This is a genomic window from Halobacillus andaensis, from assembly GCF_014636475.1.
GTDB lineage: Bacteria > Bacillota > Bacilli > Bacillales > Halobacillaceae > Halobacillus_A > Halobacillus_A andaensis.
Genome location: NZ_BMEL01000005.1, coordinates 18,687 through 32,957, shown reverse-complemented (window position 1 = coordinate 32,957; position 14,271 = coordinate 18,687). Strand labels below are relative to the sequence as shown.

The 14,271-nt window shown below is 42.0% G+C and carries 18 protein-coding genes; 11 read left to right on the top strand and 7 right to left on the bottom strand.

Annotated elements, in window-relative coordinates:
- Positions 1-168: 168 nt before the first annotated feature.
- From IEV27_RS17925 to IEV27_RS17905, 5 genes are all read right to left on the bottom strand, one after another.
- Positions 169-852 carry a VOC family protein gene (locus IEV27_RS17925; RefSeq protein WP_188378897.1) on the bottom strand — a complete coding sequence of 228 codons (684 nt, stop codon included), beginning with the start codon at positions 850-852 and terminating at the stop codon, positions 169-171.
- Positions 839-1,855 carry an LLM class flavin-dependent oxidoreductase gene (locus IEV27_RS17920; protein ID WP_188378896.1) on the bottom strand — a complete coding sequence of 339 codons (1,017 nt, stop codon included), beginning with the start codon at positions 1,853-1,855 and terminating at the stop codon, positions 839-841. The genes IEV27_RS17925 and IEV27_RS17920 overlap by 14 nt, the downstream gene beginning before the upstream one ends.
- Before the next feature lie 84 nt (positions 1,856-1,939).
- Positions 1,940-3,217 (bottom strand): efflux RND transporter periplasmic adaptor subunit, encoded by a 1,278-nt coding sequence (locus tag IEV27_RS17915; protein WP_188378895.1) that lies wholly within the window; start codon positions 3,215-3,217, stop codon positions 1,940-1,942.
- Positions 3,218-3,229: 12 nt separating this feature from the next.
- Positions 3,230-3,904 (bottom strand): hypothetical protein, encoded by a 675-nt coding sequence (locus IEV27_RS17910; RefSeq protein ID WP_188378894.1) that lies wholly within the window; start codon positions 3,902-3,904, stop codon positions 3,230-3,232.
- A 128-nt stretch (positions 3,905-4,032) separates the two neighbouring features.
- Complete coding sequence (locus tag IEV27_RS17905) at positions 4,033-4,482, bottom strand: MarR family winged helix-turn-helix transcriptional regulator (protein WP_188378893.1); 450 nt, start codon at positions 4,480-4,482, stop codon at positions 4,033-4,035.
- A gap of 142 nt (positions 4,483-4,624) precedes the next feature.
- Here IEV27_RS17905 and IEV27_RS17900 point away from each other — a divergent pair, with 142 nt between their 5' ends.
- The 5 genes from IEV27_RS17900 (at position 4,625) to abc-f (ending at position 8,827) form a co-directional block, all read left to right on the top strand.
- Positions 4,625-5,566: a YegS/Rv2252/BmrU family lipid kinase gene (locus tag IEV27_RS17900; protein WP_188378892.1), complete on the top strand. Its 942-nt coding sequence runs from the start codon at positions 4,625-4,627 to the stop codon at positions 5,564-5,566.
- 38 nt (positions 5,567-5,604) lie between these two features.
- Positions 5,605-6,003 (top strand): cupredoxin domain-containing protein, encoded by a 399-nt coding sequence (locus IEV27_RS17895; protein WP_188378891.1) that lies wholly within the window; start codon positions 5,605-5,607, stop codon positions 6,001-6,003.
- Positions 6,004-6,305: 302 nt separating this feature from the next.
- Positions 6,306-6,764 carry a MarR family winged helix-turn-helix transcriptional regulator gene (locus IEV27_RS17890; protein WP_188378890.1) on the top strand — a complete coding sequence of 153 codons (459 nt, stop codon included), beginning with the start codon at positions 6,306-6,308 and terminating at the stop codon, positions 6,762-6,764.
- A gap of 56 nt (positions 6,765-6,820) precedes the next feature.
- Positions 6,821-6,928 carry an RAxF-45 family protein gene (locus tag IEV27_RS20030; protein ID WP_281063602.1) on the top strand — a complete coding sequence of 36 codons (108 nt, stop codon included), beginning with the start codon at positions 6,821-6,823 and terminating at the stop codon, positions 6,926-6,928.
- 96 nt (positions 6,929-7,024) lie between these two features.
- Positions 7,025-8,827 carry a ribosomal protection-like ABC-F family protein gene (gene abc-f / locus IEV27_RS17885; protein WP_188378889.1) on the top strand — a complete coding sequence of 601 codons (1,803 nt, stop codon included), beginning with the start codon at positions 7,025-7,027 and terminating at the stop codon, positions 8,825-8,827.
- Positions 8,828-8,918: 91 nt separating this feature from the next.
- Here the strand turns inward: abc-f and IEV27_RS17880 are convergent, their stop codons facing one another.
- Entirely contained in the window at positions 8,919-10,013 is a 1,095-nt protein-coding gene (locus IEV27_RS17880) for an SDR family oxidoreductase (protein ID WP_188378888.1), read from the bottom strand.
- A gap of 146 nt (positions 10,014-10,159) precedes the next feature.
- Here IEV27_RS17880 and IEV27_RS17875 point away from each other — a divergent pair, with 146 nt between their 5' ends.
- The 6 genes from IEV27_RS17875 (at position 10,160) to IEV27_RS20020 (ending at position 13,290) form a co-directional block, all read left to right on the top strand.
- Positions 10,160-10,789 (top strand): SDR family oxidoreductase, encoded by a 630-nt coding sequence (locus tag IEV27_RS17875; protein WP_188378887.1) that lies wholly within the window; start codon positions 10,160-10,162, stop codon positions 10,787-10,789.
- Between the two features lie 108 nt (positions 10,790-10,897).
- Positions 10,898-11,179, top strand: coding sequence for a glutaredoxin family protein (locus tag IEV27_RS17870; protein WP_188378886.1), 282 nt, complete (start codon positions 10,898-10,900; stop codon positions 11,177-11,179).
- Between the two features lie 95 nt (positions 11,180-11,274).
- Entirely contained in the window at positions 11,275-11,655 is a 381-nt protein-coding gene (locus tag IEV27_RS17865; RefSeq protein ID WP_188378885.1) for a YppG family protein, read from the top strand.
- 203 nt (positions 11,656-11,858) lie between these two features.
- The gene (locus IEV27_RS17860; protein ID WP_229735414.1) at positions 11,859-12,566 is read left to right on the top strand and encodes an alpha/beta hydrolase; all 708 of its coding nucleotides are present in this window, start codon (positions 11,859-11,861) and stop codon (positions 12,564-12,566) included.
- A gap of 84 nt (positions 12,567-12,650) precedes the next feature.
- Positions 12,651-12,956 carry an MFS transporter gene (locus IEV27_RS20025; RefSeq protein ID WP_308808352.1) on the top strand — a complete coding sequence of 102 codons (306 nt, stop codon included), beginning with the start codon at positions 12,651-12,653 and terminating at the stop codon, positions 12,954-12,956.
- Positions 12,907-13,290: an MFS transporter gene (locus IEV27_RS20020; protein ID WP_308808351.1), complete on the top strand. Its 384-nt coding sequence runs from the start codon at positions 12,907-12,909 to the stop codon at positions 13,288-13,290. The genes IEV27_RS20025 and IEV27_RS20020 overlap by 50 nt, the downstream gene beginning before the upstream one ends.
- Positions 13,291-13,404: 114 nt before the next feature.
- On the opposite strand, the gene IEV27_RS17850 is transcribed toward IEV27_RS20020, so the two are convergent.
- Positions 13,405-14,262, bottom strand: coding sequence for a DegV family protein (locus IEV27_RS17850; protein WP_188378883.1), 858 nt, complete (start codon positions 14,260-14,262; stop codon positions 13,405-13,407).
- Between the last annotated feature and the right edge of the window lie 9 nt (positions 14,263-14,271).

Sequence of the window (14,271 nt, the reverse complement as noted above, 5' to 3'; positions counted from 1 at the left end):
GATGTCTAACAACATGTAATATCGGTTATATTTGTAAATTTTTAATAGCTCGGACAAAAAAAGAACGTTGACTGTAGTGTCAACGCAATGGAACATTTCATTTTTAAGATAAAAAAACTTGTAGAGAAAACGAGGTTTTCCCTACAAGCTGCTTTGACTGCAACGTCATTATTTCGTAATCGAGAAGTGATCGAATTGGGTGAGGAGGTGATCTCCATTTTCTAAAATCAGCTGACCATTTTCCAGGGGATAGCTGGCTGTTGTCGCTTCGGTCGTTGTTTTAGGAAGCCTATAAATGGTTTCAAACAGTCTTTTGGTGGCTTCAAAGTCGGATATTCCTAAAGAAAGGTGAAGAAAGCGAGACGAATTGATGTCTGCTTTACTGGAGGGCTCATTTTTACCTGTCCATTCAATTAGGAAGGGGAGGGGAGCCTTCACGTGATCAAGAGCTTCTGGAAATAGCATTCTCCACTTTAATAAGGAGCCATCAGGGCGTCTGCGTTCTCCTGGAAAAGGACCATGATAAGAGATGCCTTTTTCCTCATAATAGGTGATGTACTCATCCATAGAGGTCGTACGAAGGGCGAACTGAAACGGACCGAATTCACCTTGGTCAAACGTTTGTTTAAACTGCTGAATGAGCGGATTGTCTGAGTTAGATGCCGTTTCATGATCGCTTAAACCGAGCCATTCAATATAATTATCATTGGTGAAGTAACAAAGTTCATTAAAGGTGCCCCAAATTTTATGATGGCCGCCAGGCACTCCCTTTAATCCGTGGGTGCTGGTAAACTCCTCTTGGTCTTGCTTTGGCTGTTTCGAGGCAATGACAAGGTGATCAAAAGCTAACATGGCGTTTCGCTCCTTTTAACTGAAAAGCTTCAGCGATTAATTGATACGATTTCACTCGGTCCTCAAAAGGAGAGACAATGGTGTTAATAATGACTTCGTCCACATTGTAATAGTGAGCAAGATCTTCAATCTCTTGTTTTACTTTCTCTGGTGAGCCGACGACCATTCGGTTTCGGTTATCTTGGATTTGCTGTTCCTCAAACATCGTATACGAATAGTGCAGCGCATCTTCTGGGGTCGGAAAGTTTTGCTGTAAGCCGCCTTGTTCAATTTTTAATATAGCTAAGTCCAGACTCGAGGCCAAAAACTCAGCATGTTCATCCGTTTCAGCACAAACAGCAAAAATAGAAACATTGCCGCAAGGTGCCTCTTGCTGGACAGAAGGTTGAAAATAGTCGTGATAACGGCGCATGGCTCTAGCTCCTCCATGTCCATTGATGAAATGGGCAAAGGAATAAGAAACGCCTAGTTCAGACGCGACGCGGGCACTCGTTCCACTGGACCCTAACATCCAGATCGGCGGACTATGTTCCCCCTTAGGCGAGGCGTAAATCCCCATCTCATGCGGGTCCTCTCCGTAAAGGTAAGAGAGAAGCTCACTCAATTGAGCGGGATAATCCTCGATAGAAGGGAGTTGACCGCGATTTAAAGCTAAATTAACGTTAGGTACGCCGCCAGGAGCTCGGCCGACTCCTAAGTCAATCCTGCCGGGATACAAGGTTTCCAGTACACGAAACACTTCTGCAATTTTATAAGGGCTGTAATGAGGAAGAAGGATGCCTCCAGTTCCAATACGTATTTGCTCCGTCTGGCTGGCCAGGTGAGTAGCTAAGATCTCAGGAGAAGACCCCGCTAAACTTTTCGTGCTATGGTGTTCAGCTACCCAAAAACGGTGAAAGCCCAGCTGGTCTGCCACCTTGGCAAGCTCGGTCGTTTGTTGAAAGGCATCTGCCGGCGTCATTCCTGATAGAATGGGAGATTGATCAAGTACACTTATCTTCATAGGACTAGCCCCTTTTCTCACGATGTTCTACAAAAACTACTATATATCGTGTCATGAGACTAGTATTTTTGCAAAACCTTTCTCTTACCGATTAAATACACCGAGCAGGAAGTTTTCTTTCATCACTGCTTTTGACCCTTGAAAAAGTTCGTCTTCTTTCACGTGATGATAGTCGATCGGCGTGACAATTGGAGTAAGGTTCCGGAAGCGGTCTTTGGGCTCATGAGCCAGTTTGACTTGATCTTCGAGGCCGTTCTGTACTTCAACTACACCATCCTTTTCTAACCCTGTTTCAATTTCCTTTTTTTCAAGCAGGCCTTGATCATTCATTTCCCAGGCATACAAATGTTCCTCAGTAATAAGAACTTCATCAAAAGCGGCTACTGTCTCAGAGGCTTCATCTGTAATCACTTTAATATCTGTATGATACCCTGGCCGCAGGGCTTCGTTTTCTTCTGAAAGTGAAATCTCAAAAGGATACTTACTCGCTTTATGGACGTCGGTCTCTTTTGAAAAGGTATCGAGCTTCTCCATTGTTCCCTCAAGCGTGACTTCTTCGTCTTCTATATCTGTTACGGATAACTCTGTTCGCATCCCTTCTTCAAGCTGCTTTCTGTCTTCTTCATTCACTTCTCCCTCTACAATAAGCTGAGTAGAAGCGATCGTAAGAAGGGGAGATGAAAGGTCAGCTGAACGATCACGCACGACACCTTCAAATGTGCTTCGAACGGTAATGGTCTGCCCAGTAGTTGTCAACTGATCAAGCTGGTCATTAACCATGGCTAGTTCCGCTTCTTTTTGAGCACGTTCTTTTTCTTTATCGTTAATGGCTTCCTCTTGAATGAGCTCGGCTTCAGCTGTAGACTCTTCGCCCGTATCTTCAAGGTCTTCATCTTCGTCTTCATTATTTGAGAAAGGGGAGTCAAACCCGCCAAACGAATCCTCTGATCCGTCATCAATAGTGTAGCTTTCTAACGTGGTTATATATGTATCGATAGCCGCTATTTCTTCTTCTATTTTTGCAGATTCTAACTCCAGGTCATTTACTTGATCTTCATAATGAAGGACTTCATAGGCATATAACTCATCGCCTTCACTTACTTCATCTCCAATTTCGACAAAGAATTCCTGAAAAGCACCCGTGTTCTCATCAAAATAAACAGGAGTGTCCTCCTCCGAAGTGAACACACCACGTACATCCAGGGATTCCACCACATCGGCAGTGAATGTTCCAGACCACTCTCGAACAAATGATTTGCGCTCGATTAAATGGTTTTTATCAAAGTAGAGTAATAGACTATTGCAAAGAATAAAAAGGAAGACACCAATGGTGATTCCTTTCTTTTTACGAGAGGTTTTCATTAGGATCATCCTTCAAGAGAGTAGTAGTTGAACGATAGTTTCATCAAAAAATAAAAGCGCTGCTGTAGCGGCCCATAAGATAAGGTTCCATAGAAGAACACCTGTGATGACCCACCACTTCCTTGAATTTGAAAGTGTAGAGAGGGATTTGATTTGAAACCATACAACAAAAAGCTGAAATAAAGAAATCGATCCAAAGAAATAGACGACCCATTCCAAGTATGTAAAATAGGAAGCAATGATACCGAACGATAAAGGGGATACATACCAATCAAGCCCTAAATAAATCATAAAAGGAATCCAAGTGAGGCGTTCGAAAAGCATGACAGCCCAAACGGTTAATTGAATGTTAACGGCTTTTTTATAAGAAACGTCAAAAAGCAGCCAGTATATAAAGGGTGTAAATAGAATAACACCGAGAAATAAGAGAACGGCTATAGATAAACGGCCAAACAAGAACCAAATTTTCTGAAATTCAAAGTCAATTCGGCTGAGAGTGGTGATTTTATAGGAGAGCGGGTCCGTTCCTAACCCTGACCACGTAGCAGCTGAGTATGTAAGGATCGTTAGAAAGAACAATAGAAAAAAAGCTTTCCAAAAGTTTCGAATGCGTTCTGATTTACGAAGCACGATTAATTGATCATGAGGCTGGAAAAATAGTCGAACGAAATTAGTTGAGTAAGTCATCGGACGTCACCTTCCTGAATCATCTATTCATAAGTGTAACTGAAAATTCTTAATCTTTCTATCGATTTTTATCAATTATTGGAAAACGCCGCTTCATACAAAAGCGGCGTTTGCTAAGAAGTATTTGGTTAGTGATCCGTCTGATCAGAACCTTCTGTTAAGTTACGCTGGATTTTATTCAGCCAGGAAACAATGACGCGCTGCTCTTCTTCGGAAAAGTCCTTTGTAATCTCTGCTTCAATCTCCTGGATAATCGTCCAAATCGTCTGATCCAGCTCTTCCCCTTTTTCTGTCAGCTGAATCACCTTTGTGCGTTTATCCTTTCTACTTGAATCTTTCGTAATGCACTCATTTTTTAATAGAGATTCAATAATGCCATTCATGGAAGAAGCTTTAATATACAATCGATTTTGCAAATCTGACTGGCTCTGCTCTCCATGTTTGGCTAAAAAGTAAATGACCTTGGCTTGAGCATTCGTCAAACCATATTCACTTAACTTTTCGTTATACATATTTTTTAGAAAATGAGAAATCACATTAATGTTATAGCCTAATAAAGGTTCAATTTGTCGATTCATGCTTTAGTTAGCCTCCTAAACATTTAATAGTATATAAGTTTTAAATGAATAGGTAAACCTCTTTGTTTATAAGCAGACAGACGTTTGATGGCTCTTAAAACAGGCAATTATAGTAACACGGATAGGGTAAAGGAGGAGAACGATGCCTCGTTATGAACGTGGATTATTTATATATAATGGAAATGCAGGCAATGGAGAATTGGAACAGAATTTATCAGAAACGATCCCCGTTATTACCCAGCAGGTGAAAGAGCTGCAAGTCATTCAAACCGAAAGCCTGGAGGATTTTAAAGAGACGTGCTGCAGCTACGGACCTTATGTAGACGTGCTCTTTATTTTAGGCGGAGACGGGACGTTACACGAATGCATCAATTGTATGGCTGAGCTAACTCCTAAACCGGTCATCAGCATCCTTCCTGGCGGGACGTGCAACGATTTTAGTCGCGTACTTGGCACCCCGCAGGCTCTTCGACAAGCTGCTGAAGCTGCCATTAAGGGAGAGGAAGTAAGTGTAGACATTGGAAAATCTAACGATGACTTTTTCATAAATTTTTGGGGGATTGGTTTAATTACCGAAACTTCAACGAATATTGATAAAGGACAAAAAGATCGTTTTGGCGTGCTCAGTTATTTTATTAGTGCTTTTAAAACGATGAATCAAGCCGACTCTTTTCACTTTACAGCTGAAGTAGATGGAGAGAAAATCCGGGATGAAGCCGTTATGGTATTAGTCATGAACGGACGATTTGTAGGGACGAGAGAAGTGCCCATTCCTGATACGCGTCCGGAAGATGGGAAGCTCGACGTCCTCATCATTAAAAATTCAAATTTGACGTTATTTAGAGAATTACTCTCTATGAACAAGCCCTGGTCTGATCCGGAAAATTTTCAAGAGTTGACTTATCTTCAAGGAGAAGATATTAAAATCAACGTAGAGACCGCCCAAAAAATTGACATGGACGGTGAGATCAAAGGTGAAACACCAACCCATATACAAGTACTTTCGAATCATTTTACATTCCTGGCCCCTGATCCCGCAGTTGTTAAGAATATCCAAAGGTTTGCTAATGGAAATGATCGGTAAAAGGTAACTATATCTAAATAAAGTAAGGAGGATGTAGGATGTCGAAAAAAATACTTATGGCGTTAATGTTTAGTCTTATTGTAGTTTTAGCAGCTTGTGGCGGCTCAGAAGAAGAGGATACGGGGTCAGATGAAGGGTCAGAAGAAATGGAAGATGGAAGCGGTGAAGAGGCTTCTGGAAATACGCTTGATATATCAGCCACTAACTTTGAATTTGATCAGGAAGAATATACAGTACAGTCTGGGGAAGAAGTGACGGTTAACCTTTCGAATGAAGAAGGCGCACACGGGATTGCGATAGAAGATCTCGATGTCAGTATGGATTCAGAAGGCTCTACTACTTTTACTCCTGAAGAACCAGGTGAGTATACGATTGAATGTAGTGTTCCTTGCGGTGAAGGACATGAAGATATGCAGTCCACGTTAGTTGTAGAATAATGGGCTAGGTTAAAACGATAATTGTCAGACGGATAATTAACGCTCATTCAAAGATTAACACTATGTAGCGTAGTCAACATGCGAAGACTCCTGCGGGTACAGCAAGAGCCCGAAGACCCCGCAGGAAAGCAAAGGATGTTGACGAAGCGGTGACTGCTAAATACAGAAAGACCCGAGCAAATTCGAATGAATGGTCCGGGTCTTTCTTGGTTGAATAAAAAAGTCTTTAGTTTTTCTTTAGAAAGGCCCTATTCTTTGATATATTAAACGTAACGAGAGGGTAGGATGAGAGGAAGAGGACTATGGACGAATCTTATAAAAGAAAAAAACAAGATCCATCGCTTAAGCTTTTTGTTGTATTAGCGAAAGCCCAGCGTTCCATTGCTGATTTAGTGAAAGATGATATTCAAAGATATGGTTTGAATCCAACTGAGTTTGGCGTACTAGAGCTGCTTTATCATGAAGGAGAACAGCCGCTGCAAAAAATTGGAGAAAAGATTTTATTAGCCAGCGGAAGTATTACGTACGTGGTTGATAAGCTCGAGCAGAAAGGGTTTATCGAACGTGTTCCTTGTCCAAGTGATCGCAGAATCACGTATGCGTCTATTAATGATCAAGGAAAAGAACTATTACATGGTATTTTCCCTGACCACTGGAAACAGATTGAGAAAATTACAGGTGGACTATCTGAAGATGAGAAGAAGCAGGCGATTGAATTGTTGAAAAAGCTTGGCACTTATGCCGATCAGCAAATCGACTAGACGCACGCTTATTTTAAGGTATAATGGAAGTAACTAAGGACAAAGGAGGGATGAAGATGTTATCGAAGCACGTGATTGATCGCGAATTGCTATATATCAACCGTGCGCTTTTTCATGATTTAACTGACCAAGGGACAAGTGTGTCTAAATGTGAAGTTAAATAATGGAAAAAGATAGCGTCTCATACCTGATCGATCATTATTGAAAAGTCAGAGGTCACGAGACCTCTGGCTTTTTTTGTCTTTAGGAGGAAATGAAAAATGAATATTACATTAAAAGATGCGTATAAAATCATTGGCGGTAAAGTGTTATTCGAAGCCCTTACCTTCGAATTAAATGAAGGGGAAAAAGCAGGGCTTGTGGGCCGGAATGGAAGCGGTAAATCAACGCTTTTTCGTTTGATTACAAAAGAAGAAGGCCTGGATGGAGGCGACCTTTTTATTAAAAAAGGGTTATCCATCGGCTATTTGAAGCAAATTCCTGAGAACTATGATGGCACTGGACGGGATTACTTGAGGGCAGCATTTGAAGATCTTAATCAAATGTTACTCACCATGAAGCAATTGGAAAGCGAGATGCAGGATCCAGAAAAGATGGAGAAGGCCCTGGTGCAATATGGAGAGCTGCAAGAGCGCTTTACAGAACGTGGAGGGTATGAAGTAGAAGCTTCTATCAATCAAGTGGCTAACGGACTTCAGGTGGCTTCCCTGCTTGACCAGCCCTTCAGTCATTTAAGCGGTGGAGAAATAACAAAGCTGTCTTTAGCTAAGATCTTACTTGAAGACCCTGATGTTCTCTTATTGGATGAACCGACGAACCACCTTGATCTTCATGCCATTGAATGGCTGGAACAATATTTGCAGCGCTATGAAGGGGCTGTCTGTATCATATCTCATGACCGGGCCTTTCTTGATCATGTCGTAACATCGATTGTTGATTTAGAAGATGGGGACACCCATTTTTATAAAGGGAATTACAGTTCGTTTGAAAAGCAAAAGGAAGAAAAACTGCTCATTGAATTCCATCAATATCAGGAGCAGCAGAAGAAGATTAAAAAGATGAAAGAAGCGATACGCCGACTAAGACAATGGGCAAATGAAGCGAACCCGCCGAATCCAAAGCTTTTTAAAAAAGCAAAAAGTATGGAACGAGCGTTAGAACGGATGGAGAAACTTAACCGGCCGGTAATAGATGCTAAGAAAATGGCTCTTTCTTTAAAGGCTGAAGGGAGAAGCGGCAAGGATGTCATCGTTCTTGAGAAAATTAGTAAAGCTTATAAAGAGCGTCAAGTGTTAAAAGACATCAACCTTCACTTGCGTTATCAGGAAAGGTTGGCCATTGTAGGAACGAATGGGAGTGGGAAATCGACGCTGCTTAAAATTATCTTAAACAAGGAAGAGGCGGATGAAGGAAAAGTGACCTTAGGAGAGTCGGTGAAGGTAGGTTATTTGCCGCAGAATCCACTTCAAGGTGTAGATGAACAGCAGCGCATGATTGATCATTTTCGAGACCATATTATCGTAACAGAAGGGCAAGCGAGACATATGCTGGCGGCCTTTATGTTTTACGGATATGATGTGTTTCAAAAAATCTCTCAGCTTAGCGGCGGGGAACGAATGAGGTTGAAACTGGCCATTTTTATGCACCAAGGAGTGAACCTGCTAGTACTTGATGAACCGACGAATCACTTAGACATTGAGTCACAAGAAGTGTTAGAGGAAGCTCTCCAGCGGTTTGAGGGCACGGTCATTGGTGTCTCTCACGACCGCCACTTTCTTAATGCTTGTTTTCTTGAAACGGCTTATTTAGTGGATGGGCAGCTCCATCGTTTTATTGGAAATTATGAAGACACACGTAGTCATTGGCGCAGTTTGTTAGAGCTTGAAGCGTCTCATTCGAAAGAAAACGTGAAAACGCCGAAAGAGAAGACCAGTTCTTCTCTAAGTTATGAAAAACAAATTGAGCGATTGGAAGCGCAGGTCTTCAAGACAAACGATCCAGCAGGCAAAGCTGAGCTGCAAGAGCAAATCGATGATTTATATACAAAGTGGATGGACGAATAGGGTGCCGGGTACCAGGTGCCTAAATTCACACTTGGCACTTCGCTCTTTTATAGATTTTCGGTACCTGGTACCCTTATGTTCTTCATCCTTTTTATAGAAGCGCGAGGTGCTTTTCTTCGTTTTTTCGATGGGCCCGGTAATAATCAATTAACTTCGGGAGATAGCTCGTTAAATTGGGACAAGTAATCTGAGCTTCTCTTAAATCAGCGAGAGCATGGTCCTGGTGATATCTGCTTTCACAAGTAAAATAGGCCAATGCTTGTTTTTGAATACCAGTTAAGCGTCGTGTTGTTTTAAAAGATAGAGCGGTTTTAGCTATCGGCATAGGCAAGGTAAAGTTTGGTGCACGACCGAGGTAGTGCTTCGTAAATAAGCGGTAGATGTCTGACGCCGTATGAGGATTTGGATCTGTCAGATGATACGTTTTTCCAATGCTTTGCGGCTGATGAGCTAAGGAAGTTACGGCGCTTGTCACATAATCTTGAGGAACTATATTAATATAGGCCTTTCCGTTTCCAAACGAAGGAAGGAGAGGCAGGTGCTTCAATTGATGCAAAAGATTTAATATGAAATAAGGACCGTCAAACTTCATTGTCTCTCCAGTTTGTGAGTGTCCGACAACAATTCCAGGGCGGATCACTGTGGCAGGGAGGGAGGAGAGTTGCTGTTGAACGAGGCGTTCTGCTTCATATTTTGTATATTCATAGTGATTTTTAAAGCCGGCGTTATGAGTAAGCTCATGTTCATAGATGTTTCCTTCTCGCTTTCCTGACACAAATGCACTGCTAAAGTAAATAAAGTGTTGCAGCGTGGTCGATGCTTGAAGCCAATCAAGTACATTTCGTGTACCGTCTACGTTAATTTTCCAAGATGGCAGGAGCGGGGCAGCTAAATCATATAAAGCAGCTAAATGGAAGAAATGCGTCACTTCATTTAAAAGGGAGGCGGATACAGAGGAGACCAGTCCCATATGCGGCAGCGTAATATCCCCTTCAATAAGCTGGATGTCGTGAGCGTTTACTTTGCCTTCCTCTATTAACCGGCGAAGGTCAGCTTCGGCCGTTTTTTTTACCGATGAATGATGCAGGAGATAAAGTCGCTCAATGGGATGCTTTTGATTTGAGATCTCTTGAATTAAATGAGTGGCAAGGTAGCCAGGAAACCCTGTAAACATGTAAATGGACATGGTAAACTCTCCTTTCTCTCTATAAATAGTAAATTCGCTGTCTTTGGAAATATTTCCTGCATGTAAGAGAGACAGGCTGTTTATTTTTTGAAGGAAAAGGGAACTTTACAGGAAGAGATCATTACATTTAAAAGGGAGGCTGGCACGTGCGCGTTTTAGTCATCGGAGCCAACGGTAAAGTAGGAAAACACATTGTATTTAAGCTAAAAAAATTCGATCATGAGCCCGTGGCCATGGTTAGGTCCACAGAGCAAATTCCACAGTTTGAAGAAGAAGGGGTTGCAACGGTACTAGGAAATTTAGAGAAGGATTTTGAATCTGCTTTTTATAATGTTGATGCGGTTATTTTCGCGGCTGGATCTGGTCCTGATACGGGAGCAGATAAGACGATTCTTATTGATCAGGAGGGGGCTATTAAATCGGTTGAACGTGCAAAGCATTTTGGGGTTCAGCGGTTTGTTATGTTAAGCTCGATGGCAGCGGATCGTCCAGAATCTGGCCCCAGCGGAATGAAGCACTATCTTTATGCGAAGCACCGAGCTGATGAATACTTAAAGCAATCTGGATTAAATTATACAATTGTGCGACCAGGCGGTCTGACGAATAATGAAGGGACAGGCCGGGTGAAACTGCAGGAGCACATGAATAATTTTGGTGAAATTCCAAGAGAAGACGTAGCAGAAACGCTCGTTTATTTGTTGTCAGTTCCTAAAGCAGAAAATAAAAGCTATGACTTAATCAGTGGAGATCAGCCTATTAGAGAATTGCTTGTATAAGGTAGGGTTTCTTTCTAGTAAATTTTAGGTTTACGATCCTGGACACCGGGTATTAAGTAAGTAATGATCCATTAGAACTAGGTGAAGGTTAGAAAGAGGAGGGCCCCAATGAGTCAACAAAGAGTAGTTGTTTATACAAGCGATCATTGCACCCATTGTAAAAAAGTTCTCTCCAAATTAACGGAGTGGGAAATTGATTATAAAGAGAAAAATATTACACAAGATAAATCCTATTTTAAAGAACTTCAAAAACAGAAGGTGTATGGCACACCTGCTACGTTTATTGATGATGATAAAGTGTTAGGCTATCAAGAGAGAAGTTTAAAGCGCGCATTAGGAATTCAAGATGCCGGACGCTTCCAAAATGCAGATACGATTCATTTCTCATAACAGCTTCAAGTGATGTGCCATCACTTGTTTTTTTTTTACACTTTTTTAGTGGGGCACTCATAGCCTATAGTATTAAACGTAAAGGGGGTCCTTCTATGTATCCACCATACAATCCATACTATTGGCAGCCACCTTATTCACCTTATGGAAATGCGGACATCGACCGAAGCTATAATGAATTATACAATCAACAAGTGCCGTATGGATGGGATCCGTCCATGTATCAAGCGCAGGCTCACGTCCAAGGTCAAGCACCTTTCATGCAAGGATATGGGTATCCAGGTTATTATGAGAATGGATATGAAAACGGAGCATTCGGCCTACAGAAGAAAAAAATGATGGCGTATTTTCAAGATGAGCAAGGCCAATTAGATCTGGATAAAATGTTTAATACGACGGGCCAAGTCGTTCAGACGATCCAGCAAGTATCGCCTATGGTTAAAGGGATCGGCTCATTTGTAAAAGGGCTGCGCTAATTCCGCAGTCTCTTTTTACATAAAAGGATATAGAATCGTAGGTCATTTGCACCACACCCGCGGAAAACGGATGGGCAAGATCTCACAGCGAGTGCTTGTCCGTATGTCGGATGTTCGATTAAGTGCGGCACGTTGAGTGGGGTGCGCGAAAAAGGGAGGAAATGACCTCGTCTACATAATAGAAAGAGTGGATGGTGAGAGAAGTGAGTACAGGTTGTTTATGTATCCATGGCTATACAGGTAGTCCTGAAGAGGTGCAGCCACTTGTGGACTATTTGCAATCACGAACGAATTGGGAGTTTAGCGTACCGACATTGCCTGGGCATGGGGTTGAGCTTAATTTACGAGGCCATTATTACCAGGAATGGATTGCCGCAGCGGAGCTCGCGTTACTAGATCTCAAGAAGCGTCATGATACGATTTTAATTATAGGGTTTTCAATGGGTGGTATGATTGCTTCCTACTTAGCTGCGAAGCATGAAGTGGATCGGCTAGTTTTATTGTCAGCTGCTTTAAAATACATCAGTTTCCCTCAAATGATAAAGGACACGTTTGAAATTGTTACCGATGCATGGAAAGGTTCACTCTTTGAAAATCCGCTTTTTATCCGATATCAAACGAAGGTGACGCAGACTCACTTTCTTTCGAGTTTGGAATTTATGAGGTGTGTCGAATTCACAAAGCCTTATCTGCAGCATGTCCGCTGTCCCACGCTCATCATGCAAGGCAAGCTCGATGGGTTGGTGCCGAGTAAAGCGGCTAACTTTTTAGAACAAGAATTATCAGCCCCTCATAAAGAAGTCGTTTTCCTCCCTAAATCAAAGCATTTAGTGTGTCACGACCAAGATCGCGATACACTTTGCGAGAAAGTATTACATTTTTTACGGGAAGTTTCTTATGAAAGAAGGTAAGGTAAGAAAAATAGTAAAGGAAGTCCACCTGTAAATCCTCCGTTTTATTAAGGGTGGATTATTGTTTTTGTAGCGGGGTTGGGTGTGTTTTTCTCAGGTCCGGGACAAACCTACTCAATCTCTATATTTATTGATTATTACATAGAAGACTTTGGCTATTCGAGGTCTGCCGTTTCTGGCTTATATTCTACAGCTCCCTTATGTGCAGGCTTTACGTTATTTCTTATGGGACGAGTGGTCGATCGATTTGGACAGCGCACGATGATGGTGGTTGTTGGAACCCTGCTTGCTCTTGCCTTGTTTTGGAATGCTTTGATGGTCGGAGCGGTCATGATGTTCATTGGCTTTTTACTCATTCGTCTACTGGGGCAAGGCTCGTATTGGCGATAAGCTTCCTCTTATAGTGTTGTACTTTACGAACACGTGGTGGATGGCTATTAGCTTCGGAGTAGTTTGGGGAGCTGTCAATGGGTTTGAACGAATCGTAATGAATATCGTGTGGCCGAATTATTTTGGAAGAGAATACTTAGGAAGCATTAAAGGATTAGCGCAGACCGTAATGGTTACAGGGTCGGCTTTAGGTCCGCTTCCTTTTGGTATCTTTTACGACTGGTTAGGAGGATATCAAGAGATCATCTTACTTTCTCTGCTTTTTCCAATTACAGCGGGAATCTTAGCATTGTTATCTCCAAAACCACGCTATGAAGATTATCACGGAACCTAAAAAAGCAAGCGACATCGTCGCTTGCTCATATCAATAGTGGTACCAGGTACCGGAAAACTAAATGTGCATCAAAAAAGCAAAATTGTTATTCCGGTACCTGGTACCTCGTTATGACTAATCTTTAAAAAAAGCGATAACGAGACCGCCTTCTCCAGCGTACGTAGAGATGAGCGGACCTGTTTCGGTAAAGATGGAATCTTTGAAGCGGTACTTATCCTTTATGCTCTCTAGGACCGAGCGTCCGCGTTCCTCATCATTACTATGAGACATGGCGATCACTTTGTCTTCAAAATGATGAGCATATTCTCCGATTTGTTCAACGAAGCGGCGAAGCGACTTCTTATCTCCTCGTACTTTTTCTGTCACATCGATCGAGCCTTCATCTTCTGTGGCTTTCATGAGAAGTTTAATGTTAAGCGTTTTGGCAATCGTGCCTTTAACTTTATCTAATCGTCCACCTTTGATGACGTTTTCTAACGTTTTTAAAATGAACAATGTAGTCGTCTGCTCAATTTTCTTTTCCATATGCTGGACGACTTCTTCAAATGGTAGATTTTCTTCGATTTTTTGAGCAGCTTCGTGAACGAGAAGGGCAATTCCGCAAGAAGCTGTTTTCGTATTAAGTACAGCAATTTTTCGACCGGGTTCTTCTTCTAACAACATGTCCTTACCCATAACGGCACTATCGTACGTGCTGCTCAACCCTTGAGTCAGCGCTAATACAAGGATAGGGGTATGAGGATCTACTTGTTTGTATTTTTCATAAAAGTCATAGGGACTTGGGGAAGAAGAGGTTGGTAACTCTTCAGCTTCTTTTAATTTAGTATAAAACGTGGCCAAGTCGATCGTTTCGCCCGTTTTATACTGTTCCTCGCCGAAGTGAATGTTTAATGGTACGACTTTGAGATTGTGTTCTTCGATCATCGTTTGTGGAAGGTCGGCCCCTCCATCAATAATCATTTGAATGGTCATCTCTTCACC

Excerpts from the sequence above, each read along its gene's own strand:
- IEV27_RS17925 (WP_188378897.1), bottom strand. The coding sequence starts at position 852 with ATGTTAGCTTTTGATCACCTTGTCATTGCCTCGAAACAGCCAAAGCAA.
- IEV27_RS17920 (WP_188378896.1), bottom strand. The coding sequence starts at position 1,855 with ATGAAGATAAGTGTACTTGATCAATCTCCCATTCTATCAGGAATGACG.
- IEV27_RS17915 (WP_188378895.1), bottom strand. The coding sequence starts at position 3,217 with ATGAAAACCTCTCGTAAAAAGAAAGGAATCACCATTGGTGTCTTCCTT.
- IEV27_RS17910 (WP_188378894.1), bottom strand. The coding sequence starts at position 3,904 with ATGACTTACTCAACTAATTTCGTTCGACTATTTTTCCAGCCTCATGAT.
- IEV27_RS17905 (WP_188378893.1), bottom strand. The coding sequence starts at position 4,482 with ATGAATCGACAAATTGAACCTTTATTAGGCTATAACATTAATGTGATT.
- IEV27_RS17900 (WP_188378892.1), top strand. The coding sequence starts at position 4,625 with ATGCCTCGTTATGAACGTGGATTATTTATATATAATGGAAATGCAGGC.
- IEV27_RS17895 (WP_188378891.1), top strand. The coding sequence starts at position 5,605 with ATGTCGAAAAAAATACTTATGGCGTTAATGTTTAGTCTTATTGTAGTT.
- IEV27_RS17890 (WP_188378890.1), top strand. The coding sequence starts at position 6,306 with ATGGACGAATCTTATAAAAGAAAAAAACAAGATCCATCGCTTAAGCTT.
- IEV27_RS20030 (WP_281063602.1), top strand. The coding sequence starts at position 6,821 with ATGTTATCGAAGCACGTGATTGATCGCGAATTGCTATATATCAACCGT.
- abc-f (WP_188378889.1), top strand. The coding sequence starts at position 7,025 with ATGAATATTACATTAAAAGATGCGTATAAAATCATTGGCGGTAAAGTG.
- IEV27_RS17880 (WP_188378888.1), bottom strand. The coding sequence starts at position 10,013 with ATGTCCATTTACATGTTTACAGGGTTTCCTGGCTACCTTGCCACTCAT.
- IEV27_RS17870 (WP_188378886.1), top strand. The coding sequence starts at position 10,898 with ATGAGTCAACAAAGAGTAGTTGTTTATACAAGCGATCATTGCACCCAT.
- IEV27_RS17865 (WP_188378885.1), top strand. The coding sequence starts at position 11,275 with ATGTATCCACCATACAATCCATACTATTGGCAGCCACCTTATTCACCT.
- IEV27_RS17850 (WP_188378883.1), bottom strand. The coding sequence starts at position 14,262 with ATGACCATTCAAATGATTATTGATGGAGGGGCCGACCTTCCACAAACG.